At 64.8% G+C, this 25,035-nt stretch carries 24 protein-coding genes; 12 read left to right on the top strand and 12 right to left on the bottom strand.

The window, feature by feature from the left end:
* Positions 1–50 precede the first annotated feature (50 nt).
* Positions 51–935, bottom strand: coding sequence for a LysR substrate-binding domain-containing protein (locus D5301_RS04610; protein WP_153854973.1), 885 nt, complete (start codon positions 933–935; stop codon positions 51–53).
* A gap of 119 nt (positions 936–1,054) precedes the next feature.
* On the opposite strand from D5301_RS04610, the gene D5301_RS04605 reads away from it, so the two are divergent.
* Complete coding sequence (locus tag D5301_RS04605) at positions 1,055–2,566, top strand: MFS transporter (RefSeq protein WP_153854972.1); 1,512 nt, start codon at positions 1,055–1,057, stop codon at positions 2,564–2,566.
* Here D5301_RS04605 and D5301_RS04600 read toward each other — a convergent pair.
* Genes D5301_RS04600 through D5301_RS04590 form a run of 3 tightly spaced genes read right to left on the bottom strand, consistent with a single transcriptional unit; the run spans position 2,560 to position 4,713 of the window.
* Positions 2,560–3,276: an SDR family oxidoreductase gene (locus D5301_RS04600; RefSeq protein ID WP_153854971.1), complete on the bottom strand. Its 717-nt coding sequence runs from the start codon at positions 3,274–3,276 to the stop codon at positions 2,560–2,562. The two genes, D5301_RS04605 and D5301_RS04600, sit on opposite strands and share 7 nt — an antisense overlap.
* Positions 3,277–3,304: 28 nt before the next feature.
* Positions 3,305–4,033, bottom strand: a complete 729-nt coding sequence (locus D5301_RS04595) for a GNAT family N-acetyltransferase (RefSeq protein WP_153854970.1) — start codon at positions 4,031–4,033, stop codon at positions 3,305–3,307.
* Positions 4,034–4,047: 14 nt separating this feature from the next.
* Entirely contained in the window at positions 4,048–4,713 is a 666-nt protein-coding gene (locus tag D5301_RS04590) for a metalloregulator ArsR/SmtB family transcription factor (protein WP_153854969.1), read from the bottom strand.
* A gap of 55 nt (positions 4,714–4,768) precedes the next feature.
* On the opposite strand from D5301_RS04590, the gene D5301_RS04585 reads away from it, so the two are divergent.
* Together D5301_RS04585 and D5301_RS04580 are read left to right on the top strand one after the other, a co-directional pair.
* Positions 4,769–5,272 (top strand): DUF2938 domain-containing protein, encoded by a 504-nt coding sequence (locus D5301_RS04585; RefSeq protein WP_153854968.1) that lies wholly within the window; start codon positions 4,769–4,771, stop codon positions 5,270–5,272.
* 41 nt (positions 5,273–5,313) lie between these two features.
* The gene (locus tag D5301_RS04580) at positions 5,314–6,117 is read left to right on the top strand and encodes an APH(3')-II family aminoglycoside O-phosphotransferase (RefSeq protein WP_153854967.1); all 804 of its coding nucleotides are present in this window, start codon (positions 5,314–5,316) and stop codon (positions 6,115–6,117) included.
* On the opposite strand, the gene D5301_RS04575 is transcribed toward D5301_RS04580, so the two are convergent.
* Entirely contained in the window at positions 6,090–6,515 is a 426-nt protein-coding gene (locus tag D5301_RS04575) for a DoxX family protein (protein ID WP_153854966.1), read from the bottom strand. The genes D5301_RS04580 and D5301_RS04575 overlap by 28 nt on opposite strands.
* A gap of 143 nt (positions 6,516–6,658) precedes the next feature.
* Here D5301_RS04575 and D5301_RS04570 point away from each other — a divergent pair, with 143 nt between their 5' ends.
* From D5301_RS04570 to D5301_RS04560, 3 genes are all read left to right on the top strand, one after another.
* Positions 6,659–7,249 (top strand): TetR/AcrR family transcriptional regulator, encoded by a 591-nt coding sequence (locus D5301_RS04570; RefSeq protein ID WP_153854965.1) that lies wholly within the window; start codon positions 6,659–6,661, stop codon positions 7,247–7,249.
* Positions 7,246–8,280 carry a heparan-alpha-glucosaminide N-acetyltransferase domain-containing protein gene (locus D5301_RS04565; protein ID WP_153854964.1) on the top strand — a complete coding sequence of 345 codons (1,035 nt, stop codon included), beginning with the start codon at positions 7,246–7,248 and terminating at the stop codon, positions 8,278–8,280. The genes D5301_RS04570 and D5301_RS04565 overlap by 4 nt, the downstream gene beginning before the upstream one ends.
* A 99-nt stretch (positions 8,281–8,379) precedes the next feature.
* Positions 8,380–9,384, top strand: coding sequence for an aminoglycoside phosphotransferase family protein (locus tag D5301_RS04560; protein WP_153854963.1), 1,005 nt, complete (start codon positions 8,380–8,382; stop codon positions 9,382–9,384).
* Positions 9,385–9,494: 110 nt separating this feature from the next.
* Here D5301_RS04560 and D5301_RS04555 read toward each other — a convergent pair whose 3' ends face one another.
* From D5301_RS04555 to D5301_RS04525, 7 genes are all read right to left on the bottom strand, one after another.
* The gene (locus D5301_RS04555; RefSeq protein ID WP_032129732.1) at positions 9,495–10,382 is read right to left on the bottom strand and encodes a DMT family transporter; all 888 of its coding nucleotides are present in this window, start codon (positions 10,380–10,382) and stop codon (positions 9,495–9,497) included.
* 32 nt (positions 10,383–10,414) lie between these two features.
* Positions 10,415–11,476, bottom strand: coding sequence for a UDP-N-acetylmuramate dehydrogenase (murB, locus tag D5301_RS04550; RefSeq protein WP_153854962.1), 1,062 nt, complete (start codon positions 11,474–11,476; stop codon positions 10,415–10,417).
* 8 nt (positions 11,477–11,484) lie between these two features.
* Complete coding sequence (locus D5301_RS04545) at positions 11,485–12,540, bottom strand: quinone-dependent dihydroorotate dehydrogenase (RefSeq protein ID WP_153854961.1); 1,056 nt, start codon at positions 12,538–12,540, stop codon at positions 11,485–11,487.
* 8 nt (positions 12,541–12,548) lie between these two features.
* Positions 12,549–13,319 (bottom strand): class I SAM-dependent methyltransferase, encoded by a 771-nt coding sequence (locus D5301_RS04540; RefSeq protein WP_153854960.1) that lies wholly within the window; start codon positions 13,317–13,319, stop codon positions 12,549–12,551.
* 5 nt (positions 13,320–13,324) lie between these two features.
* The gene (locus D5301_RS04535) at positions 13,325–13,609 is read right to left on the bottom strand and encodes a DUF4190 domain-containing protein (protein ID WP_010484694.1); all 285 of its coding nucleotides are present in this window, start codon (positions 13,607–13,609) and stop codon (positions 13,325–13,327) included.
* 179 nt (positions 13,610–13,788) lie between these two features.
* Entirely contained in the window at positions 13,789–14,574 is a 786-nt protein-coding gene (locus tag D5301_RS04530; protein WP_153854959.1) for an SDR family NAD(P)-dependent oxidoreductase, read from the bottom strand.
* A 17-nt stretch (positions 14,575–14,591) separates the two neighbouring features.
* Positions 14,592–16,124: an aldehyde dehydrogenase family protein gene (locus D5301_RS04525; protein ID WP_153854958.1), complete on the bottom strand. Its 1,533-nt coding sequence runs from the start codon at positions 16,122–16,124 to the stop codon at positions 14,592–14,594.
* Positions 16,125–16,546: 422 nt separating this feature from the next.
* Between D5301_RS04525 and D5301_RS04520 the strand changes: the two genes are divergently transcribed.
* The 6 genes from D5301_RS04520 to D5301_RS04495 all read left to right on the top strand — a co-directional run bounded on the left by D5301_RS04520 (position 16,547) and on the right by D5301_RS04495 (position 25,028).
* Positions 16,547–18,004 carry an undecaprenyl-phosphate glucose phosphotransferase gene (locus tag D5301_RS04520; RefSeq protein WP_153854957.1) on the top strand — a complete coding sequence of 486 codons (1,458 nt, stop codon included), beginning with the start codon at positions 16,547–16,549 and terminating at the stop codon, positions 18,002–18,004.
* Between the two features lie 152 nt (positions 18,005–18,156).
* A complete protein-coding gene (locus D5301_RS04515) occupies positions 18,157–18,591 on the top strand; it encodes a low molecular weight protein-tyrosine-phosphatase (RefSeq protein ID WP_324187264.1) in 435 nt (144 codons plus the stop codon).
* A 58-nt stretch (positions 18,592–18,649) separates the two neighbouring features.
* Positions 18,650–20,860: a polysaccharide biosynthesis tyrosine autokinase gene (locus tag D5301_RS04510; RefSeq protein WP_153854956.1), complete on the top strand. Its 2,211-nt coding sequence runs from the start codon at positions 18,650–18,652 to the stop codon at positions 20,858–20,860.
* A gap of 92 nt (positions 20,861–20,952) precedes the next feature.
* Complete coding sequence (locus D5301_RS04505) at positions 20,953–22,392, top strand: lipopolysaccharide biosynthesis protein (protein WP_194936606.1); 1,440 nt, start codon at positions 20,953–20,955, stop codon at positions 22,390–22,392.
* 58 nt (positions 22,393–22,450) lie between these two features.
* Positions 22,451–23,557 carry a glycosyltransferase family 4 protein gene (locus tag D5301_RS04500; protein ID WP_153854954.1) on the top strand — a complete coding sequence of 369 codons (1,107 nt, stop codon included), beginning with the start codon at positions 22,451–22,453 and terminating at the stop codon, positions 23,555–23,557.
* A 91-nt stretch (positions 23,558–23,648) separates the two neighbouring features.
* Positions 23,649–25,028 carry an O-antigen ligase family protein gene (locus D5301_RS04495; RefSeq protein WP_153854953.1) on the top strand — a complete coding sequence of 460 codons (1,380 nt, stop codon included), beginning with the start codon at positions 23,649–23,651 and terminating at the stop codon, positions 25,026–25,028.
* Positions 25,029–25,035: the final 7 nt, after the last annotated feature.

Below are 25,035 nucleotides of genomic sequence, written 5' to 3'. Positions count from 1 at the left end.
GACGAGCAGGGTAGTCGCAGCCGCGCGCGGGTTCAATTGCACTGGCCGCCCTAGGGAAGGAGGTGATCGGCCATGAAATCGACAAAGGCGCGCACCCGCGGTTGCTGATGGCGATGGCCTGGCCAGAGTGCCCAGAAGGTGCTTTGTTCGGTATTCCAGGCGTCCAGAACACTGACGAGCGCGCCGCGGTCGAGCGCATCCCGAACGGCGAAGTCCGGCAGGCACGCAATGCCGTGGCCATCAAGGCTCATGTGCAGGATGGTCTCAAGATGATTGGCGGTCATCGCGGGCGTCAGCCGCAGGTCATGGCCACCCATGTCTGCCTGCAGCGGCCATCGCTCGATCAGGCCGGTGCCGGGAAAACGATGGAGAAGGCATGCGTGCCCACCCAGCTCGTCCGGGTGCTGTGGCGTGCCGCGGTTCGAGAAGTACGCAGGGGCACCGACGCACAGCAGCCGGGTGCTGCCGAGGTTGCGGGCGTGCAGTCTGGAGTCGGCGGGACTGCCGGTGCGAACGACGGCGTCGAAGCCCTCTTCGATGACATCGACAAGACGGTCGCTGAAGTGCAGGTCGAGTTCGACGGCGGGAAAGCGGCGTGCAAACGCCGAAAGCACGGGCAGCATCAGTCCACTTACCAGCGGAAGGCTGACTTTCAGACGACCGCTGGGCGCGGCATGGGCGTCGGTCAGCTCGCGCTCCGCTGCGGCGACCTCGGTCATGATGCGACGGCAGCGTTCAAGGAACTGCTCGCCTTCGGCAGTCAGGCTGACGCTGCGGGTATTGCGGTTCAGGAGGCGGGCGCCCAGACGCTCCTCCAGCCTGGCGATGGTCTTGCTTGCCGCCGAAGGGGTGATGCCACGCTGTCGCGCTGCGGCCGCGAAGCTGCGTGCCCCGGCGACCAGAACGAAGAGGCTGAGACCGGCAAAGCTGTCCATAGGTGGCCATTGATGACATTTGAGTCATTAAAGCATGGACATATGGGTGGATTCTTCTGCAATAGCGTCGTCGATAGCATCAATGCCGTGGCGCTTGGCCACGCTGGAGCTTCTTCGACATGTCTGTTGCTTCTGCTGGGACGGCCGGATCATCACGCCTTGGAGTGGTGTTTGCAGGCTGTCTGACGGCCCTTACCATTCCACTGAGCATCGCCAGCCCCGCGGTGGGCATTCCTGCAATCCGGGCCGCGCTGGGCGGGTCTCCCGCAGAATTGTCCTGGGTGATCAACGCCTACCTGCTGACCTACGGCAGTACGACGCTGGTGGCCGGCGGACTGGCCGATATGTATGGCAGGCGCAGGATCTGGATCCTGGGTGGCCTGCTGTTCGCGATCGTTACCGGCCTGATTCCCCTGATGCCCGATGTGGCGTGGATCAATGCCATGAGGCTGCTGCAGGGAATGGCCGCGGCGGCGGCGTTTGCCGGTGCGATGGCGTCGCTGGCGCAGGTGTTCGACGGCCAGGCGCGGGCCAGGGTGTTCAGCCTGATCGGCACCACCTTTGGTGGAGGAGCCGCAGGCGGTCCGCTGCTGGCAGGCGGGTTGATCGATGCGCTGGGCTGGGAATGGGTGTTCTTCCTGCCTGCGTTGCTGGCTGCCCTGACCGTACCGTTGGTCGCCCTGTCATCCGTCGAATCGAAGAGCGCCGGTTCGCCTCGCCTGGACTGGCTTGGCGCCGTCACCTTCATGCTGGCGCTGGGGTCACTCACCTACGCCATGATCGTGCTGCCGGAACGCGGCCTGCTGCATCCGCAGACGCTGGTACTGCTGGCGCTCCCGGTGGTGTTGCTGGGCGTGTTCATTGCCGTGGAGCGCTCCCATCGAACACCCCTGCTGGATCTCGGCCTGTTCCGCAACCGGCGCTTTGTTGGCGTGCAGATTCTCGCCGCTGCGCCTGCGTTCTCGTACGTCGTCCTTCTGGTGGTGCTGCCGGCGGGGTTCATCGGTGTTGAAGGGCTGCGGCCCACCGAGGCTGGACTGGCGATGGCAGCACTGTCTGCGCCATTGCTGGTTGTTCCCCTGGTTGCGGGTCACCTGCTGCGCTGGATTCCGGCGCGGACGCTGTGTTGTGCGGGCCTGTTGATCGGCGCGCTTGGGCTGGCATGGCTGGCGCAGGTGTTCCAGCTACCTTCTGTGCGCTGGATGCCGATGCTGGTCATCGGGATCGGCATCGGTCTGCCTTGGGGGATCATGGATGGCCTGGCGGTCAGTGTGGTCGGCAAAGAGCAGGCGGGCATGGCCGCTGGCATTTTCAATGCGATGCGACTGGCAGGTGATTCCATTGCCCTCGCGCTTGTCGGCATCATGCTTTCAGCCCGGATTGGCGGGAGCGTAGCGCTGGAAGCCGGTGTCGTGGCACGTGCCGCCGTGCACCGGCTGTCCATGGGCGACCTTGGCGGAGCGGTGGAGGCGTTGCCCGGCGTTTCGAGAACGGCGCTGGCCCAGGCATACATGGAGGCCGTCCGTGGCCAACTGTTTGTTCTGGCGATGGCGACCGTGCTGACCGCCATCGTGCTTGGGTACCTGTTGCACGAAGAGGGTGAGCCTGGCCTGTGCAGCCCCGGTCAGTAGCGCGGGTCGGCGATGGCCGGCAGCACCAGTTCGCGCACGAAGCCGGACGGTGACAACTGCAGCAGCGCGCGCACCATCGTAACAACGTCGTGCACCGGCACCAGCTCGCCGTCGCCGCGCGCTGCGGCCTCGGCCACCGGCACCGTCAGTGCATCGTCGGTGTTGAGGTAGCCCAGTTGCAGGCTGGTCACCGCCAGGCGGCGATCGCGGAAGCCCTCGCGCAGTGCATCGGCGATGCCGTTGAGCGCGAACTTGGATGCGCCGAACGCCACTTCCGGGCGGCCGCTGCGTGGCAGTGCCGAGGTCGAGCCGGTCAGCACCAGCTGCGGGCGTGGTGCGCCGAGCACTCGCGGCAGCAGGCGCTGCAGCAGCACCAGGGTGGCGGTGATGTTGACGTCGATCAGTTGGGTGAGTGCGGCGTCGCTTTCGTTGAGGAAGGCGTACTCGTCGCTGAAGGCGGTCTCTTCCCAGATGCCCAGGTTGTGGATCAGCACATCCAGATCGGCAGGTGCCTGTGCTGCGATGTGGTCGGCAGCCACGGTCGGCTGGGACAGATCGGCTTCGATCCAGTGCAGGGTGACGCCTTCGGGGCATGCAATGTCGCCCGGGCGGCTGCGCGAGACACCAATCACAGTGTCACCCGGGCCGCACAGGCCTTCCACGAATGCGCGCCCCAGGCCTCTGCTGGCGCCGATGATCATCAGCTTCATGTTGCTTCCTTGTTGTGCAGCGGCGGCCTCACGCGGCCGCCAGAATGATGTCCCAGTCACCGAACGCGCGCAGACCACTGCGCTCAGCGGTGATGATCGAGGCCGTGTTGTCGAGCTGGCAGCGGTACTGTGGCTGCAACCCGGCGGCGTGGGCGGATACGGCCATGGCCTGCACGAGCAGGCGTGCATGACCACGGCCACGGGCTCCGGGCAGTGTCAGCACGCCCATGTCGGCGAGTGCCGGACCCAGGCTCCACGGATACAGGCTGCCGGCCGCGACCACCTGTTCGCCGTCGAAGGCGCCGAAGACCTGCCAGTGGTCCAGCTCGACCCAGGCAGCATCGAGGTCCTCCTCGCTCGCGCTGGCCTGGAACACATCGAACGCGACGGCGTCGGCCGGGCCGAGACGGCGGATATGCGGCGATGCAGGCCGCTCGGCCAGGGCCGCAAGTTCGGCGCTAGGGAAGTAGAAGACGCGATCCGCGCCGTGCGTGCGCTGGCCGAGCTGCTGCAGGCGCTGTTGCAGCTGCGGGAGCGTCCAGTGCGATTGCGCGTGCAGTTGCAGGCGAGCGGCCAGGGCGGGGCGCAGCAGCAAGCGCGCAGGGCCGGAAACCGGCTGCAGCAGCATGCCGTCCTCCCCCTCATCGAGGTCATCGCTGCACGCCAACTGCAGTTGTGAATCGTCCGGCAGCGTGCGCTGCCCGGCGAACATGCCGCGCCAGGTCGCATCGATCAACGGGGCAAACGCATCATCCATGACAACGGTCTCGCTCAGGGCCGGGGCAGGTCCACCTGCAGGCCGGCCGCCTTCCATTCGGGGTAACCGGCAGCGAGCCGCTGCGCGGTCAGTCCGGCCTCGCGCAGCATCGCCACCGCATCGTTGGACAGCACGCAGTAGGGACCGCGGCAGTACGCGACAATGTGGACGGCACGCGGCAGTTCGTCCATCCGTGCACGCAGTTCCGTAACGGGAATGTTCAGCGCGCCGGGCAGGTGGCCCAGATCGAATTCCTCACGCGGCCGCACATCCAGCAGCACCACGCTGCCGCGCTGTTCCAGCAACTGCTCGACAGTCAGACCTTCCAGAGCATCCCGGCGCTGCAGGCTGTCGTGGATCACGCCGTGCATCTCGCTGCGCTGGTGGTCGGCATAGTCGCGCAGCGCGGCCAGCAGGTTGCCCAGTGGGCCATCACCACTGCGATAGAGGATGCGCTTGCCATCGCGACGGGTCTGCACCAGGCCGGCACGGCGCAGCTGCTGCAGATGCTGGGAGGTATTGGCGACCGACAGTCCGGTCAGTTCGGCCAGGCGCTCCACTGCGCGCTCGCCCTGGGCGATGTGCTCCAGCAGGGCCAGGCGATGGGCGTGGCCGAGCGTGCGGGCGATCTCGGCCAGGGCCTCCAGCGGTGAGGGTGGCGGCTCGGTTGCGGTGTTCATGGCCGGCACGCTAGCATCGCTCTATCATTCAAGCAAATAATTGAAGGTATGCGATATGGCTGGCCTGGCGACATTCGTGATGGATGTGGTGGTAATCGGCGTGGGCGCAACCGCGGTGATGGATCTGTGGGCCCTGCTGCAGCGACGGTTGCTTGGCATTCCCTCGCTGGATTTCGCGATGGTGGGCCGCTGGCTGGGGCATCTGCCGCGCGGGCGCTTCCGCCACGACGGTATCGGCCGCTCGGCAGCGGTCAGTGGCGAGCGCGCGCTGGGTTGGACCGCGCATTACGTGACCGGGGTGATCTTCGCCGCCTTGTTGCTGGCCGTGGTGGGAAACTGTTGGGTGCAGGCGCCGACACTGTGGCCGGCGCTGGCCTTCGGTCTCCTCAGCGTCGCCGCACCGTTCCTCATCCTGCAGCCGGGCATGGGCGCGGGCATTGCCGCTTCAAAGTCCCCGGCGCCGGGCAAGGCGCGCCTGCGCAGCCTGGTGACGCACAGCGTGTTCGGTGCGGGCATGTACTTTTCCGCGCTGCTGTTGGCCGCGGTCCGTGCAGGATGAGCGAGAATCCGTGGGGTCACCGGCAACAGGAACACCTCGACATGGAAGCGCCCAACCCCACCACTGATGACATGCCGCTGCCGTGGGCGTGGCAGGAGGCGTTGGCCGATGCGCGCATCCAGCGGCAATCGATCGGTGTGTCGCGTGCGGATGTTGCCCGCGTGCATCGGCCGGGCCAGGCCGATGCCTTCCTGAAGTCGGAAGTGATCGACGCCTTCAGTGAGCTGGGCGATGAGATCGCGCGCCTGCGTTGGCTGCAGGCACAGGGACAACCGGCGCCAACGGTGATTGCCACTGCCGAAGAGGCGGGCCGGCGCTGGTTGCTGATGAGCGCGCTGCCTGGCCGCGACCTGGCCTCGTCGCCGGAACTCACGCCGCAGCAGCTGGTGGATCTGCTGGCCGACGCGCTGCGCGGGCTGCATGGGTTGCCGGTGACAGCCTGCCCGTTCGACCAGCGACTGGTCTCGCGCCTGCAGGCCGCGCAGGCCCGCGTCGAAGCGGGCCTGGTGGATGCCGATGATTTCGATGATGAGCGCCTGGGGCAGAGTCCGGAGCAGGTCTTCGCCGAACTGTGCAGCACCCGGCCCGACCATGAAGACCTGGTAGTCAGCCACGGAGACGCCTGCCTGCCGAACCTGATGGCGGTCGAGGGCCGCTTCAGTGGCTTCATCGACTGTGGCCGGCTGGGTGTGGCCGACCGCTACCAGGACCTGGCGCTGGCCGCGCGCAGCCTTGTCTACAATTTCGACAACACGCGTTGGGTGGCGCCGCTGTTCAAGCGCTACGGCATGGTTGCCGACGAACGACGGTTGGCGTTCTACCGGTTGCTCGACGAGTTCTTCTGAGCCCGCGCATGGCTGGCGATGGCCGCACAGATCAGGCCACCGACCACGCTCAGGTGCTCCAACGCGAAGAACAGGGCCAGTTGCTGTTCGGCGCCGTGCTTGCTCCAGAAGGTGTGTACGATCACGATGGTCAGCAGCATGAACACGCCCAGCGCGCCGCTGCCCAGCCAGAGCAGGCGATCGAGCAGCAGGCACAGTGCGCCGCCCAGCAGCACCACGGCGCTGGCGATGTTGAACAGCACAGGCGGTTGCAATCCGGCCGCCTGCATTTCGGCCACGCTGTTGTCCCACGCCAGCAGCTTGGCCAGGCCCGAGGACAGGAACACCACGGCCAGCAGCAGTCGGGCGAGGAACCACAGCACGCGGCTGTCGAGCAGGGTAGTGATCATCCGTGGCATGCAGCTACTCCGGGTTGAGCTTGGGACGGGCCGCGCAGCATCGGGCCTCAACCGCAGTTGAGGTCAAGGCTGGCTGAACGGAGCCCGGCGTCGGCCGGTTCGTCAGCTTCCAATTGTACGAACGTTCGTTCACTATTTGCGCCATGAACCGAGCCGACCGCAACGAGCAACGCATCGCGCAGATCCTGCAGGCCGCCCTGCAGTGCTTCCTCGTGAAGGGATTCCACCAGACCAGCATGCGTGACATCGCGCAGGCGGCCGGCGTCAGCCTGGGCAATCTCTACAACCACTTCCCGGGCAAGGAAGCGATCATCCTTGCGGTGGCGGTGGCCGAGAGCGAAGAACTGGCACCGTTGCTGCAGCGACTGGCCGCGTCCGATGGCGAACGCACACAGGTGATGGCCTTCCTGCAGGACTTCCATGCGCTGTGCCGGCAGCCGGAATGGGCAACACTTGCGGTGGAGGTGCTGGCCGAGAGCGCACGCAATCCGGCCGTGGCCGAGGCCTTCGCGGCCAATCGCAGGCACTTGCAGGCGATGCTGGCCGAAGCCCTGCAGCAGATGGCACAGCGCGAACGTCGGCGTCCCGTACTGGTGCCGGCACTGCAGGCGCAGGTGCTGCTGGATGCCATCGAAAGCGACGCACTGCGTCGGGGGCTGGGCGAAGCCGAGGGCACCAATGAGGCATCGCTGGATCTTGGCCTGCTCGCGCTGCTGCTCGGGGCACGCGCATGAGCGTCGTGGACCGGCGGTTGCACGGCCTGGACCTGGCCCGCTACCTGGCACTGGCCGGCATGGTGCTGGTGAATTTCCGTCTGGCGATGGCCGTGCCGGCAGAGGGTGAGGGTTGGCTGGCAGGGTTCTTCCATCTGCTGGAAGGCAAGGCTTCGGCGACATTCGTTACGCTGGCTGGCTTGGGCCTGGTGTTGGCCACGCAGCGGCAAGGGTGGTGGCCGGCCAGCGTGCAGACCTGGAGGCGCGCGCTGTTCCTGATGGTGCTGGGCCTGCTCAACCTGACCCTGTTCCCGGCCGATATCCTGCACTACTACGCGGTGTATTTCGCGTTGGCAGTGCTGTGGCTGCGTGCCTCGCCGCGGGTGTTGCTGGCCAGCATCGTGGGCCTGGCGGCCTGTTCGTTCTGGGCGTTGCTGCACTGGAACTACAGCGAAGGCTGGAACTGGCAGACGCTGGAATACGCCGGTCTGTGGCAATGGCCGGGCGCGGCCCGCAACCTGCTGTTCAATGGCTTCCACCCGTTGATGCCGTGGCTGTGCTTCTTCCTGCTGGGCATGCTGCTGGCGCGCCTTCAGTTGTCGCAGCCTCGGGTGCAGCATGCATTGCTGGTGCTGGGGCTGTTGCTGATCGGCGCCGGCCAGGGCGTGCAGCATATTGCGCAGGGAACGCCGTGGCAGGCGTGGCTGGGTACGCAGCCGATGCCGCCAGGACCCGCCTACGTGCTTACCGGTGCGGGCGCGGCCTGCAGTGTCATCGCCGCCTGCCTGTGGCTGACGCGCGTGCGACCGGGCGACTGGCTGGAGCCGTTCACTGCGGCCGGGCGCATGACCCTGACCCTGTATGTGGGTCACATCCTGCTGGGCATGGGCACGCTGGAAAGCCTGGGCCTGCTCGATGGCCGTGCATCGCTGGCGTCGGTGCTGTTGTGGGCGCTGCTGTTTCTGATGCTGGCGACCGCTGCGGCGTGGCTGTGGTCATGGCAGTTCGCGCGCGGTCCACTGGAGGCGGTGATGCGCCGTATTGCAGGCTAGTTCTTTGGTCGTGCCGACGCGATGTTGTGACGGACATGTCTGTGTCGTGGCGAGCGCATCTGCGATAGTGGCGGCAGGTAACACTTTCCGCTTGCATCCATGTCATTCGCTTCGGCGCAGCATCTCGGCGAAGTCCTGCAACAATCCTATGGCATCACCGCCACCGCCGTGGTGCCGCGCCCGGTGGGTGCCGACGCCAATGCCAGCGTGTATCGCGTCGACGCGCGGCACGGGCAATGGTGGTTGAAATGCCGCACCTACCAGGTCGATCCTACGGTGTGGGACAGCCTGCACTGGTTGCGCGGCACGCTCGGCATCGATGAGATCGTCGCGCCGTGGCCGGCACTGACCGGTGGTGCGTCGGTACAGCGCTGGGGATTGCAGTTCACCCTGTTTCCTTACGTGGAAGGCCAGTCCGGGTTCGAGGCGGCGTTGAGCCGCACGCAGTGGCAGCGGCTGGGTGAGGTGCTGCGGCGCCTGCACGGCGCGCGGCTGCCACCGGAACTGCAGCAGGCGTTGCCGATCGTGCGGCTTGAAACGGCGGCGCTGGAGACCGTTGGGCAATGGCTGGCCGGCGAGGGCCTGGCGGCCGCGAAGGACGGGCTGGGCCGCGCATTCGTTTCGGTATGGGACCAGCAGCACGCGCGCATCACAGCGCTGCATGCACAGGCACGGGAACTGCTCGCGGCCTTGCAGGACGTGCCGGTAGACCTGCACCTGTGCCACACCGATCTGCATGCCGGCAACCTGCTGATGGGCAATGACGGGGGCCTGCACCTGATTGATTGGGATGGCCTGTCGCTGGCACCGCGCGAGCGTGACCTGATGTTCATCGGTGGTGCCGTGGGCGGACGTTGGGGCCGCGAGAATCCGCTCGATTTCGCAGCAGGCTATGGCAGCGACCTTGGGGATCCGCGCTGGATCGCCTGGTACCGGCATTGGCGCATCCTGCAGGACCTGATCGAGTTCCAGCAGGTGCTGCTGGGCAGCGATGGGGAGGAGCGTTCGCCGCAGTTGCGCCGGCAGTCACTGCACTACCTGGGCGAGCAGTTCGCACCGGGCAATGTGTTCGATGCGGCGGAGCGGGTGTATCGGGCGTTGTAGATCCACGCCATGCGTGGATGGCATCTTCTACGATGAACCCTCGCGCTGCGCGATGCGTCGAGCATGGCTCGACTCTACAGGGTTCCCCGGTGTCTGCGCAGGGCGCGGATCTACTCGGCGGGCTTGGCCGCTGCCGAGGCCGCCGCACTCGCGGCGCGGCGCGACAGCACCGCTTCGCGGTGGGCGATGTAGGCATTGGCGGCGAGGATGATGCCGGCACCGATGATGGTCCAGCGGTCCACCGTTTCGTTGAACAGCAGCCAGCCGAACAGCGTCACCAGTGGCAGTTGCAGGAAGCTGATCGGGGTCAGTGCCGAGACTTCACCCAGGCGCAGCGCACGCGTCCACAGCAGCTGGCCGATGGTGCCGAGCACGCCGGTGGCCAGCAGCCACAGCCACGCCATGCCGGTGGGCCAGACCCACACGAACACGGCCGGCACCAACGACAATGGCACCCAGAACACGTAGGTATAGAGCACCACGGTGTCGGCGCTGTCGATGCGGGTCAGCTGCTTGATCTGGATCGCCACCAGCGAACTCAGCACTGCAGCGGCCACCGCGACCAGACTGCCAGCGGTGAAACCGGCGGTGCCGGGACGCACGATCACCAGTACACCGATGAAGCCGACGACGACGGCGGCCCAGCGGCGCACGCGCACGGTCTCGCCCAGCCACAGCACGGCGGCAATGGTGACGAACAGCGGCGTGGAGTAGGAGAGCGACACCGCCTGCGCCAACGGCAGGTGGCCCAGGGCCCAGAACGCGCACAGCATCGATCCCAGGCCGATCGCACTACGTACGAAATAGCGTGGCAGCTGTTGGGTCTTCAGCGGCGCGTGGCCTGGCCGCAGCAGCATCGGCAGCAACGCCAGCAGGCCGAAGGCGTTGCGGAAGAACGCCACTTCCTGGGTGGGCACGTAGCGCGTGGCATAGCGGATCGCCACCGCCATCAGGCCGAATGCCATCGTGCTGCCGAGCATCAGCAGCGCCGCCCGCATCGGGGTGGCGCTGGGGGAGAGGGCGGGGGTGTTCACCACTGTGCGCCGAGCAGGCGGGGCTCCGGTTCGATTGGCACGCCGAACTTCTCCAGCACGGAAGCAGAGATGCGTCGCGCCAGCGCCAGCAGTTCAGCGCCGGTGGCGTTGCCGTGGTTGACCAGCACCAGTGCGTGGCTCGGCGCAACGCCGGCATCGCCTTCGCGGAAGCCCTTCCAGCCGCAGGACTCGATCATCCATGCCGCCGAGACCTTGCGCTTGCCGTCCTGGTCGGACGGGAACACCGGCAGCTCGGGGAAGTGCTGCAGCAGTACGTCGACCTGTTCCAGCGGCAGCACCGGGTTCTTGAAGAAGCTGCCGGCGTTGCCCAGTACATCCGGGTCGGGCAGCTTGCGGCGGCGGATCGCGATCACCGCATTGGCCACGTCCACCGCACTGGGCAATTCCACACCCTGCGCCTGCAGTTCCTCGCGGATGCCGGCGTAGTCCATGCGCAGGTCATGCAGCAGTGGCAGCTTCAGTTCGATGGCGGTGATCAGGTAGCGGTCCATCTGCTGCTTGAACACGCTGTCGCGGTAGGCGAAGCCACACTGTTCGTTGTCCAGCCGCACCCAGGCCTGCTCCTGGCAGTCCCAGGCTTCGACGGCCTGGATGAACTCGCCGACCTGCGCGCCGTAGGCGCCGATGTTCTGGATCGGCGCGGCACCGGCGGTGCCGGGAATCAGGGCCAGGTTTTCCAGGCCGGACAGGCCTTCCTGCAGCGACCACATCACCAGGCCGTGCCAGGGTACGCCGGCACCGGCGCGGATCACGGCATGGTCGGCGCGATGCTCGAGGAAGCTGATGTCACGGTTGCCGAACACCAGCACGGTGCCCGGCAGATCCTCGGCGATCAGCACGTTGCTGCCGGCACCCAGCACCAGCAGCGGGCCGCTGGCCACCTCGGGCAGTGCCAATACCTCCGGCAGCAGCGCGGGATCGTGCAGTTCCAGCAGCTGAGCGGCGCTGGCCTGCACATGGAAAGTGTTCAGGGCCTGCAGCGGCGCATTGCGGGTGAGCGTCCAGCGCAGCGGGGCGTTGCCGTCGACGGTATCCATGGGCGCGCTCACAGCGGCGCCACCGCGCCGCGGCTCGGCGCTTCGCGACGGCGACGGATCGCCTCCACGCATTCGGAAACCAGCGCCGGGCCACGGAAGATCAGGCCGCTGTAGCACTGCACCAGTGCCGCGCCTGCAGCCATCTTGGCCACGGCATCGGCGCCGGACAGGATGCCGCCGACGCCGATCAGCGGCACCGATTCGGGCAGGCGCGAGCGCAGGCGGCGCAGTACCAGGGTGGACTGCTCCAGCACCGGCGCGCCGGACAGGCCACCGGCTTCGTTGGCCAGCGGGTCGCCAGCCACCTTGCTGTGGTCGATGGTGGTGTTGGTGGCGATCACGCCGTCCACCTGCAGTTCGCCCAGTACGCGGGCGGCGGCATCGATGTCGCGCTCGCTGAGGTCGGGTGCCACCTTGACCAGCATCGGCACGCGGCGACCGTGGCGGGCCACGAGATCTTCCTGGCGGTCGCGCAGCTGGCTGACCAGCTGGCGCAGCGCGGTTTCTTCCTGCAGTTCACGCAGGCCGGCGGTGTTGGGCGAGGAAATGTTGACAGTGATGTAGTCGGCCAGCGGGTACACCTTGTCCAGGCAGGCGATGTAATCGTCCACGGCCTGTTCGTTCGGGGTGTCCTTGTTCTTGCCGATGTTGATGCCGAGCAGGCCGCGGCGGTTGCGCGCGCGCTCGACGTTGCGCACCAGCGCGTCCACGCCCGCGTTGTTGAAGCCCATGCGGTTGATGATCGCGTTGTGTTCCGGCAGGCGGAACAGGCGCGGCTGCGGATTGCCGGCCTGTGGGCGCGGGGTGATGGTGCCGATTTCGACGAAGCCGAAACCCAGCGCGAACAGCGCATCGATGTGCTCGCCATTCTTGTCCAGGCCGGCGGCCAGGCCGACCGGATTGGGGAAGGTCAGCCCGAACACCGTGCTGGGCATCGGCGCGATGCGTGCGGCCAGCAGCGGCGTGGTGCCGGTGCGATAGGCCAGGTCCAGTGCGGACAGGCCGAGGCCGTGGGCGCGCTCGGCGTCGAGCGAGAACAGGAAGGGGCGGGCAAGCGAATACATGCGTCGGTTCAGTCCAGCGTGCCGAGGAAGGCTCGGGTTCGATATTCAAAAGCGACCTGGCCGTCGACCGCGTGGGCGGCGAACAGGTCCTGCAGAGCGTCGATCATCGGCGCGTGGCGCGGATGACCGGCTTGCGGGGCATAGGAGGAGGACAGCAGGCGCCCGCGCAGGGCATCGAAGTCCAGATGCTGTACGTTCGGCAGCTCGACCATGCCGCGCAGGCCGGGGCCGAACCAGGCCTGCATGGTGGCATCGTCCTGGTAGCGCTCGGCCACGGCGGAGTAGTCGGTGCCGTAATCCAGCAGCAACTGTTCGTAGCCGACCAGGAACGGACTGGCATCGAGCAGGCGCGAATTCCAGTAGATCAGTGCCAGGCCACCCGGGCGCAGGATGCGCTGCCACTCGGCGCGCACCGCCACGGTGTCGAACCAGTGGAAGGCCTGCGCGACACTGACCAGATCGATGCTGGCGTCGTCCAGACCGGTGGCCTCGGCGCGGCCGTCCACCGCACGGAACTGCGGGTACTGCGGCGCCAGCCATTCCTCGGCCGCGCCCCGCATGGCGGCGTTGGGTTCAACCGCGACTACCGGATGGCCGCTGGCCAGGAACAGGCGACTGGAAATACCGGTCCCGGCGCCGATGTCGGCGACCAGCGCCTCGCGGCTGACGCCCATCGGGCCGTGCAGCCATTCCAGCAGTGCGGGTGGGTAATCGGGCCGGTAGCGGACGTAATCGGCGACGCGGCTGCTGAAGCGTTCAGTGCTGTCGGAGGCGGTCATGGCAGTCAGTTTGACATCGCAGCGAGCCAGGCCAGGCCGCCGAAGAACAGGATGAAGACCAGGATGGCGGCGATCACGGCGCCGACCATCACCCAGCCCAGTACCAGACCGGTGACGGCCAGGCCATCGCCTTCCAGTTCATGCGGGCGGCGGCGGATCTCGGCGCGGGCCATGTGGCCGGTGATGATGGCCACGATGCTGGCCACGAAGGGCAGGACGGTCCAGCTGGCGATGCCCATGACCAGGCTGACCACGGCCAGGGCGCTTGTCTGTCGGGGTGCCACGCTCATCGGGGTCCTCCTTGGCAGTGTGCACATGATAGTGCCTCTGCCCGGGCAATCCCATGCCCGGCGGATGCGATGGCAGGCGTCGACCTTGGTAGACGAAAGGCATTTCAGCCACGGTAGGCGTCGACCTTGGTCGACGAAAGGCATGCCAACCAAGGTTGGCAGCTACCGGAGTGCCGGTGTCAGCCCATCAACACCTGGCCACCATCCACGTTGAGCACATGGCCGGTGATCCAGCGCGCCAGCGGCGAGCACAGGAACAGGGCGGCATCGGCGATCTCACGCGGGTGGCCGAAGCGACCGAACGGAATCTTCGCCAGCGTGCCGTGGTACAGCGCGGGGTCTTCGGTGCGGCGGCGGTCCCAGAGGCCGTCATCGAACTCGATCGAGCCCGGCGCGATTGCGTTGACGCGGATCCGGTCCTTGGCCAACGCGAGGGCCTGCGAGGTGGTGTAGTGCGAAAGCGCGGCCTTGGCGGCGGCGTAGGGTGCGCCACCGGGGCGCGGCTGCTGCGCGGCGATCGAAGAGAGATTGAGAATGCAGGCGTCGCTGGACGCACGCAGCCACGGCAGTGCCAGGCGCGATGCACGCACGGCCGCCATCAAGTCGACCTGCAGGCTGGCGGCCCAGCCGTCCTCGTCGTCGGCCATGCCGTAGCCGGTGGCGTTGTTGACCAGCACATCGATGCCGCCGAGCGCGTCGGCGGCGGCCTGCAGCCACGCCTGGATCTGGCCGGGATCGGCCAGATCGGCGGAAAATGTGTGCAGTTCGAAGCCCTGCGCCCGTGCATCGGCGCGCAGGCCATCCAAGCCGGCCTGGCCGCGGGCGCAGGCCGAGACCTGCGCACCGGCGCCGGCAAACGCCAGCGCCATTTCACGGCCAATGCCCTTGCTGCCGCCGGCGATGAGTACGCGGCGGCCGCTGAAATCGAGGGTCGGAGCCCCTGCGGGGATCCGACCCGCGGACATGGTCGGGTCCATTGCCATCACAGATCGAACTTGATGCCCTGGGCCAGCGGCAGCGAGTCCGAATAGTTGATGGTGTTGGTCTGGCGGCGCATGTAGACCTTCCACGCATCCGAGCCGGACTCGCGGCCACCGCCGGTGTCCTTCTCGCCACCGAAGGCACCGCCGATCTCCGCACCGGACGTGCCGATGTTGATGTTGGCGATGCCGCAGTCGCTGCCGGCCGCCGACAGGAACTTCTCGGCGGTCTTCAGGTTCTGGGTGAAGATCGAGGACGACAGGCCCTGCGGCACGCCGTTCTGCATGTCGATGGCATCGTCGATGCTGTCGTACGGCATCACGTACAGGATAGGCGCGAAGGTCTCATGCTGGACCACGGCGTCGCTGTTCTTCAGGCCGGAGACGATCGCCGGCAGCACGAAGTTGCCGGCGCGGTCGATGCGGGTGCCACCGGTTTCGATGGTGCCGCCGGCGGCCTTGGCCTGGGCGATGGCATCGAGGAACTGCTGCACGGCGCCGTCGCTGTTCAGCGGGCCCATCAGGTTGGCGGCGTCGGTCGGGTCGCCGATCTTGCCTTCGACCTGCTTGTAGGCCTTGACCAGCGTGGCCAGCACGTCGGCATAGATCGAGCGGTGCACGATCAGGCGGCGGGTGGTGGTGCAGCGCTGGCCGGCGGTGCCGACGGCGCCGAACACGATGCCCGGCACGGCCAGCTTCAGGTCGGCGGTTTCGTCCAGGATGATGGCATTGTTGCCGCCCAGCTCCAGCAGGCAGCGGCCGAGGCGGCGCGCGACCTTCTCGTTGACGGTGCGGCCGACCTGGGTCGAGCCGGTGAAGCTGATCAACGGCACGCGGCGGTCATCGACCATCTTCTCCGACAGCGCGGTGCCGGCATCGTTGATCAGGAAGAAGATGTCCGGGAAGCCGGCCTCGCGCAGCGCGTCGTTGCAGATCTTCAGCGAGGCGATGGCGGTCAGCGGCGTTTTGTTGGACGGCTTCCAGATGCACACGTCGCCACAGATGGCGGCCAGGAACGAGTTCCAGCTCCACACCGCAACCGGGAAGTTGAAGGCCGAGATGATGCCGACCAGGCCCAGCGGGTGGTACTGCTCGTACATGCGGTGGCCGGGGCGCTCGGAATGCATGGTGTAGCCGTACAGCATGCGGCTCTGGCCGACGGCGAAATCGGCGATGTCGATCATCTCCTGCACTTCGCCATCGCCTTCCGGCTTGCTCTTGCCCATTTCCAGCGCAACCAGCGAGCCCAGGGCGTCCTTGTGCTTGCGCAGCGCTTCACCGCACAGGCGCACGGCTTCACCGCGGCGCGGGGCCGGCGTGGTGCGCCAGACCTTGAAGGCTTCCTGGGCGCGGGCGACGACGGTCTCGTACTCGGCCTCGGTGGTCGCGCGGACCTGTGCGATCGGCTCACCAGTGGTCGGGTTGACCGGGGTGATCAGCTCACCAGCGGTCGCGCTCGACCACTCCCCGTTGCCCAGGTACGTGCCAGCGTTGATCGCGTCCAGGCCAAGGGACTTGAGCAGCTCGGAAGACATGCAGACTCCTGTGTTTCGTTACGTTGTTTGGCGCCATCGCGGGCAGGTGGGGGACGCGATGAACAGAACCGCCGATGGTAGCAGAGGGAGGTAGCTGGGCTTTGGTGCGGTGCGGGGTGGAGTGGGACGTCAAAGAACCGACGTTGAGCCCGTTGGGAAGGTTCAAGCTTGACGTGAAATGACCCATTTTGATGCAGATTGACACATTTAAAATTCGTAATAGTTGCAATGACTTACATGCCGATAAGGTCGTACGGTCAGGTGCCTGCCCTGTCGAAATTCCTATCTTTTGGTCCAGACATCATTCACAATTCAGTCACGCCTGATTGACAAACCTTTGACAATCACGTGCTGGCTGGGGAGTCCATGCGCGTGAAGACGAACAATTCAGCGTTCGGTCGAGTCGTGAATGGAGAAGTGCTTTGCTACATGGATCAGTAGAAGACCTCCCCGCAGCGCGGGCCCGGGCAGGCCGCCGCCGCGTCGAAGCCCGGGCGGCCCTTGAGTTGGGGTTGCGCCTGGGCGATCTGTTGCTGCTGCCGGGCATGGCGGTGCTCTCCCACATCGTGTTGTATGGCGCGGCTGCGCCGGATTCTTCCCAGCGAATCGTGTTTGGCGCGGTGATTCTCAGCGCCATCGTCTGCTTCTCCGTTGCGCCGCTGTATCGGAACTGGCGGATGCGTGGGTTGCTTGCCGATCTCTGGCTGCTGCTGTTGGCGTGGTCTGCCACCTTCGCGTTGTTCTCGCTCTACGTCGTCCTGGTCGGACTTGCCGATGCGGTCCCCTCTACCTGGCTGATTGGCTGGTATGCCTTTGGCCTGGGCTCAATGGCTGCATTGCGCGTATTGCTGAGGGTGCAGTTGCACCGCCTGCGCTCGCGCGGGATGGACCATGAGCGGATCCTGCTGGTCGGACTGCGGGCCCCTGCTTTGAGGTTGCATCGCCTGCTGCGTGGAAAGCCAGAGCTTGGCAAGGACGTCATCGGCTATTTCGCCAGTGCGGGCGATATCGCCACCCGTCGCGGTGGGGACGCGCCGTGCCGGCTGGGGCGGCTGGAAGACGTTCCGCAGTACATGGATCAGCACCGCGGCGAATTCGACCAGGTCTGGGTGTCGATGCCGATGGGGCACGCGGCCGCGATCAAGGACATGCTCAAGCAGATCGAGCGATTTCCGGTGCCGGTGCGCCTGATTCCCGATACCACGGGTTTGGGGGCGCTTAATCCGGGCGTGCACCAGGTGGGTGATGTGCCGATGATCGGCGTACGTCAAGGCTTGGTGGATCATCGATTCCGCGTGTTCAAGCGGGTCGAGGACATTGTCGTCGCGGGTGCAGCGGTGATCCTGCTGGCGCCGTTGTTTGCCGTGCTGGCCATCGGCGTGAAGCTGAGTTCGCCGGGGCCGGTGCTTTTCCGGCAGAGGCGTCACGGACTGGGCGGCAAGGAATTCTGGATGCTCAAGTTCCGCTCCATGCGTGTGCATGCAGAGGGCGCGGGGCAGATCACCCAGGCAACGCGCGGTGATCCGCGCGTCACGCGGTTTGGCGCCTTCCTGCGCCGCAGCAGCCTGGACGAGCTGCCGCAGTTCTTCAATGTACTGGGTGGGAACATGTCCGTGGTGGGGCCGCGACCGCACGCGATCCAGCACAACAACCACTACGAGCGGGTGATCGAACGCTACATGCACCGCCACTACGTCAAGCCGGGAATCACAGGCTGGGCGCAGGTGCACGGATTGCGTGGCGAGACCCCGGAGCTGCGCTCGATGAAGAAGCGCGTCCAGTACGACATCGACTACATCCGACGCTGGAGCCCGACGCTGGACGTGCGGATCATCGTGCTGACGGCGTTGAAGGTGCTGGGGCAGAAGTCGGCGTACTAGGATGGTCGATTTCTGAAACTGCGACGTAATCCCATGAATCTGTTGGTGATTTCATCGCCTGTAATGCGTTTGTAAGGTATGCTGTGCGGCTGCCGCCGACTCCGGATGCTCTGGTCGCGTGCGCCGCAAGGAATGCCACAGGATCCAGATCAGTGTTCAAGAACGTTCTATTTGTATGTGTCGGCAACATCTGTCGCAGCCCCTCCGCAGAAGTGATGCTGCGCCAGGCGATCGAGGGCAAGGGGATCCAGGTGTCCTCCGCGGGTCTCGGTGCGCTGGTTGGGCATGGCATTGATGCCACGGCGCAGGAGCTGCTGGTCGAGCAGGGCATGGATGGCCTGGCCCATCGCGCGCGCCAGATCGATGACGCCATCCTGGGAGCCGCTGATCTGGTGCTGACCATGGAGCGCAAGCACGTGCGCCGCATCGCCGAGATCGCGCCGCAGGCGTCCGGGAAAACCTTCCTGCTGGGCAAATGGCAGCAGGATCGGGAGATTCCCGATCCATACCGCCAGCAACGCCCGGCGTTCGAGCATGTCTACAAGTTGATGGCCGAGGGTGTGGAGAGTTGGGCGCGTCATCTTTGATTGCTGCCTGCACCTGTATGTGTCGCCGTCCGGCAAATCGCATAACTGAATAGAAAGAATGAAAACCAATTCCCGCACCACCCAGGAAGACGGAAGCGACGAGCTCGATCTGCGACAGCTTCTGGGAACACTTCTCGATCATCGCTGGTGGATTCTGGCAAGCACGCTGCTGTTCTTTGCGGTGGCCGCAGCCTACGCCCTGCTTGCTGCTCCGATCTATCGGGCTGACGCGGTGATCCAGGTGGAATCGAAGATGCCGTCGATTCCAGGTTTGACCGATCTGAGCAAATCCCTGGGACTCGGATCCGGATCCGGCGAGGCCACTACTGAAATCGCCTTGATCAAGTCACGGGCGGTTGTCGGCAGTGCCGTCGATGCGCTGAAGCTGGATATCGAGATTGCTCCGAAGCGTTTTCCGTTGATTGGTGGATTTCTCGCACGTCGCGCAGAGGCGGTCGATCCTGCTGGCCTGGCGTCGCCGATTCTTGGGCTGAGCCGTTATGGTTGGGGTGGGGATACTCTTCAGATTCACCGTCTTGACGTGCCACGCGGACTGGTTGAAGAAGCGCTGACGCTGGTCGCCGGCGAAAAAGGTGCGTTCGAGCTGCTGGGCCCAGACGGTGAGAAGATCCTTGGCGGTCAGCTGGGACAGCCTGCAAAAGCAAGGGGAGTGACTCTGGAGGTCGCCGCACTGCGCGCTAACCCGGGAATGCGTTTCACGGTGATCAAGCGGCGCCAGCTGGCCGTCATCAATGAGTTGCAGGAGCGAATCGGTGTTGCCGAGATCGGCAAGGATTCGGGCATCCTGGGCCTCTTCTACGAGAATCGCGACCCTGTGGCGGCGGAGACATTCCTGCATCAGGTTGCGCTAGCCTATGTTCGCCAGAACGTAGAGCGGAATTCTGCCGAGGCATCGGCCCAGCTGAGCTTCGTGAAGGAGCAATTGCCCGGTATCCGGATGCAGGTGGAAACTTCGCAGAAAGCGTTGAGCGAGTTCCAGATGCGCGAGAACTCGGTGGACCTCTCTCTGCAGACGAAGGGTCTTCTTGATCAGGGGGTGGCCGTTGAGACCAGTATCCAGCAGTTGCGGCTGCAGCAGGCAGAGATGGATCGCAAGTTTACCCGTGACCATCCGGCCTATCAGGCGCTGATGCGTCAGATCGGTGACCTTGAGGCCAGGAAGAACGGCTTCCAAGGTGAAGTGAAACAGCTTCCCAAGGCACAGCAGGAGCTGTTGCGACTGACCCGAGATCTTACGGTTGCAAACGAGATGTACACCGTCATGTTGAGCCAGGCCCAGCAACTGGATGTGGCGCGGGCGGGCACGGTTGGCAATGTACGCATCGTAGATGCTGCACGTGTTGATGACAGCACGCCCGTCAAGCCGAAGAGGCAGGTAATCGCGTTGATCGGCGCATGCGCTGGTTTCCTGCTGGCTGTGCTTGCGATTCTGTTGCGCCAGATGATTAACCGTGGCATCGAGGATCCAGGCCTGATCGAGGAACTGGGCATCCCGGTGTACGCCTCTATCCCAGCGAGCGAGAACCAGGCCAAGGACTCTGTCCGTGGCAAGTTCAGGCAGGATGGCAATCTGCACCTACTGGCCGTAAAGGATCCTGCGGATCTGGCCATCGAAGCGCTGCGCAGCCTGCGGACGAGTCTCCACTTCGCGCGATTGGAAGCCAAGAACAACATCGTACTGATCTCAGGCGCGAGCCCGAATGCCGGCAAGACGTTCGTTTCTACGAACTTGGCCACGGTCGTTGCCCAGTCCGGTCAGCGCGTACTGATTATCGATGCCGACATGCGCAAGGGCACCATGCACAGGGCCTTCGGCGTCACTCAGACGCCAGGCCTGTCCGAGGTAATCGTCGGTGCGGCACAGATCAGCGATGCCATCCGCTCCTTTGGTCCTGTCGATGGTCTGGATTTCATCGCCCGCGGTGAGGTCCCACCCAATCCGTCCGAGTTGCTGATGCATCCGAACATGACGCGACTGCTGGAGGAAGTCTCCTCCCGCTATGACCTGGTCATCGTGGATACGCCGCCGATCCTGGCTGTCACCGACGCAGCCATCCTCGCCGCCCAGGCGGGAACGTCGCTGCTGGTGGCCCGATTTGGTCTGAACCAGCAGAAGGAAATCGCACTGGCCAGGAAGCGGTTCGAGCAGAACGGCGCGGTCATCCGTGGTGCGATCTTCAATGCGGTACAGAAGCGCGCAACCGGCTACTACAGCTACGGTTACTACGAGTACAAGTCGACCGAGTAACTGCCGGACCGGCAGGTGCCTGGACGCGCCTTGAGCCCATGATCTGCAATTGGCAGGAGGGCATAACCGAACACGCCCCGAACGATCTATCCATGAAGCTTGGTCACAATCTGAAGTGGACATCACTGGCGCAGATCTCCAAGCTCTGCGCACAGTTCGTTGTCGTCTTCATGCTCGCGCGGCTGCTTGAGCCGAGCGAGTACGGCGTTGTGGCCATGGCAACCGTGGTGGTCAATTTCTCGCTGATGTTCCGTGACATGGGGCTGGGCGCGGCGATCATCCAGAAGCAGGATCTTGGCCGCGGCGACATCGACGCTGCGTTCCGCGTCTCGCTCGTTGCCGGTAGTCTGGTGTGCCTGCTGGTGCTGCTCGCAGCCGTTCCGCTCGCTACGTATTTCTCTGCCCCAGGGCTGGCGCCATTGCTGGCGGTGCTGTCACTGAGCTTTCCCATTGCGGGCTGTGGAATCGTCCACCAGGCCTTGCTCGAGCGAGCAGGGCATTTCCGCAGGATTGCCCGCATCGAAGGAAGCAGCAACCTAGTGGGTGGGGCGCTCGGATTGGTGTCCGCGCTGGAGGGTGCAGGTGCCTGGAGTCTCGTTGTCCAGCTCGCGTTCGTTTCGATTGCAACCAGTGTCCAGCTTTGGCTTGCCTCGGAATGGCGGCCGACTGCCTCGCGCGGGCTCGGGTACCGCGGGTTGGCAGAGTTCGGCTCGGGCGTGCTCGGCTTCAATCTGGTCAACTACTTGTCGCGCAATCTGGACAGCATCCTTGTCGGGCGCTTCTATTCCTCGACCGTGCTGGGAAACTACTCGCTGGCCTATAGGCTGATGCTTTTCCCGTTGCAGAGCATCACGCTGGTGGTCTCGCGATCGCTTCTTCCGGTCCTTTCGCGTCTCCAGTCAGATCGCAGGGGCAGGGTTGAGGTCTATCAGATCGCGGTAGGCGGAATCACTCTGGTCGTCGCTCCCATGATGGTCGGGTTGTACGTACTACGCGAGCCGTTCATCAGGCTGGCTTTTGGCGAAGGCTGGGATCTGGCGGTGCAGCTGCTTGCCTGGTTCGCTCCCACCGCCCTGCTGCAGTCGGTCATGAGCGTCACAGGTGTGGTTCTGATGGCCGCGCGTCGCACCAGGACACTGCTTCACCTTGGAGTGATCGGCGCAATGCTGCAGGTAGGCGCCTTCGCGTTGGGCATCACGCACGGTGTCGTGGTGATGGCCGCACTGTATCTGCTGGCCAACCTGCTCAACTTCATTCCCGTCATGCTGGTCTGCGCGCGGGTGCTGGGGGCCCGCCCGTCTGAGGTGACTCAGCCGATGATCCCACCACTCATTGCGGCGCTGATCATGGGAGGCACGCTCGAACTGTACATGCGGTACGGAGATTTCGCGCAGGACGCGGTCTCGCTGACACTCGCCATCATGGCATCGGCAGCATGGTACGTAGTTCTGGCGCTTGCATTCTCCCGGGAGTGGCGGCGACGGGCGCTCTCCGCATTGAGTGTCTTCAGGCGCGCCACGAAGGCGGCCTAGCGGGCAGCATGTTGCTGCCGATGCGATCTCACTACATGGACGTTCCTGGACCACACTCATGAAGATTGTCTGCGTACACCAGAGTGCCGAGTTGTACGGCTCTGACCGGAGCTTCCTGGCCGCCGTCGAGGCGATTGTCCAACACGCGCCGACGCCTGCGGAGGTTGAAGTCATTCTTCCCGAGCATGGGCCGTTGGCGGCTCGTATTTCAGAGGCCGGTGGCTCGGTGCACTTCGAATCCGAAGGTTACCTGAGAAGAAGCCTGCTGCGCAGGCCTTTCTCGTTCGCTGCGGGGCTGCTGGCTGCCACACGGCGCCTTCTGCATCGCTTCCGTGGCGCCGATGTGATCTATGTGAACACCCTGGTCTGTGCGTCTGCCCTGCTGGCATGCGCGCTGTCCACGCGCCGCGCACGCCGCATTCTGCATGTCCGGGAAATCCCCGGGCGCAAGGAGCTTGCCTTCTTTCGCGTGTTGATCAGGCTGTCTGGTGTGGAGGTCGTGTACAACTCGCAGGCAACCCGGCTCGCCATTGGCCTGCCCGGCACTGTCGTCTACAACGGCGTTCCTGGTCCTGCGGCATGCATGCAGGAGCTTGGCGGGAATGATGGGGTGCGGTTGCTGATGATCGGCCGCATCAATGCCTGGAAGGGACAGAAGTTCCTTCTCGAGGCCTTGCTGCGCAGTCAGAGGCGCATCCGGCTGAGAATCGTCGGGTCGGCGATCGATGCGCAGGTACACCTGGTGGAAGAGCTCCATCACATCGCCCGTTCGCTGCCGGATGGCGTGACCTGCGAGTTCTTCGGCTTCTGCGAGGACCCCTCGGAGCACTATCGCTGGTGCCATTACGTGGTCGTTCCCTCCACCAGTCCCGAGCCTTTCGGGCGGGTGGCAATCGAGGGGTTCTCGTATGGTAAGCCGGTGATTGCGGCCGCGCATGGGGGCCTGACTGAAATTGTGCAGCATGGACAGGATGGATTCCTGTTCGAACCTGCCAGTCAGGTCGCGCTTGCACAAACGATCGAGGGCCTTCCCCATGCCCTTTCACCTGGCCACCTGGCACTGGGCAGGCGTGCCTTCGACGCGTTCTCCTCGCGCTTCTCGGTGGAGAACTACGCAGAGCGGATTTCACGATTGGTGTTTGCTTCATCTGGACCTACGACATGATTGACTCCCAACCAGGGCATTGCAACGGAACCGCCGCAGCTACCGTTCGGACAGCGGTCCGTCACTCCGCATCTGGCATGGCGGCATTCGCATGATCTTCCTGTTGGCATGTATCGGCGCGTTGCTGATCATCCTCTACTTCCGAAAAGCCGTGCTCCTGATGCCGGCCTGGATGATGCTCACGCCCAAGGCGCTGCTGCTGGTCGATGTGCCCGGCATTCCGGTGCTCAGTCTCTATCGCTTTCTGATGGCGATGGTAATGGTCATGTATCTGATGACGCTGGCGCTTGCGCGCAAGGGCTCGGTCAGGAAGGGGCCATTCTTCACTGGTTTGATGTTGTTCCTGGGCATGGCGGCCGTTTCGGTCTTGATGAACATAGGCAGCGCCTCCGCCGGGCTGCTTACCTGGATTGCGCTGTGCCTGGAAGTGGGTGTTCCGGTCCTGGCCTTCAGTCACTTTGCCGGCGGATTGGGCCTGGCAGAGGCCAAGCGCCTGCTCAGGATCTACGTGATGTTCTTCAGTCTGCTGGCGGTGTATGCCATCGCGGCTTATCTGGTGAACTGGAATCCCTATATCGACTTCATCAATTCGACGACCCAGACCGGCCGCGTGATGGCGAGAACGTATGCCGACACGCTGCGGGGCATGCGCGCGCAGGGAACCACATCGCATCCGATCACCTACGGCGCGCTGGTCGCGATCATGCTTCTGACGTACTACGTCGCCCGGCTCTGCGGTCAGGTGCGGATGCGCGACATGCTGGCAATGGCTGCTGTCTCGGGGTGCATCATCATTTCGATGCTTTTCACCAACTCACGCAGCCCACTGATGCTTTACTTCTTTGCCCTGCTGGTGTTCGGCGTATCGGTAGGCATCGTCAGGTCGCTGAAGTACTCGCTGCTGGGCGGCATGGCGTTTGTGATCGCGTTGGCAACGTCGAATGTGTTCCTCGAGAAAGTTCTTTCCGTGGTCAACATCTTCGATGCCTCGGTAGGTACCGAGCAGAACGGTTCTGACCTCGCCATGCGGGCAGGGCAGTTCGCCGTCTCGCTCTCCTACTTCTGGCAGTCCCCCATCTGGGGCTTGGGTCTGGACGCGACTCGCGAACTGGTGGCCGGCGGCGCAGCGGCCGATCTCTACGATGCCGAAAGCGTTGTTTTCAAGCTATTGATTGACCAGGGTGTACTTGGGTTCATTGGCTACATTGCGCTGTTCGTTCTTGTCCATCGTGGCGTGGGTAGCCAGCTCCCGACCGTCAAGTCCAGGAGAATGTTCACAGGCCTGGTTCTTGGGTATGTGCTCTTTACGCTTGCGACGGGCGTGATGGATACCCTGCAGCTCTTCCTCCTGCTCGCACTGTTCATTGCTGCTTATGGTCGAGCAATGGGGGGCTCAAGTCCATCTCCTGCCATAGTAGGAGCTCCTGAGTCGCGAGCAGGGGGCGATGTACTTCGGAGTGCCCGGGAATGATTCGTTT

The organism is Stenotrophomonas sp. MH181796 (genome assembly GCF_009659995.1).
Lineage (GTDB): Bacteria > Pseudomonadota > Gammaproteobacteria > Xanthomonadales > Xanthomonadaceae > Stenotrophomonas > Stenotrophomonas riyadhensis.
The sequence above is the reverse complement of the archived record's forward strand: the minus strand, read 5'-3'. Positions and strand labels throughout refer to the sequence as shown.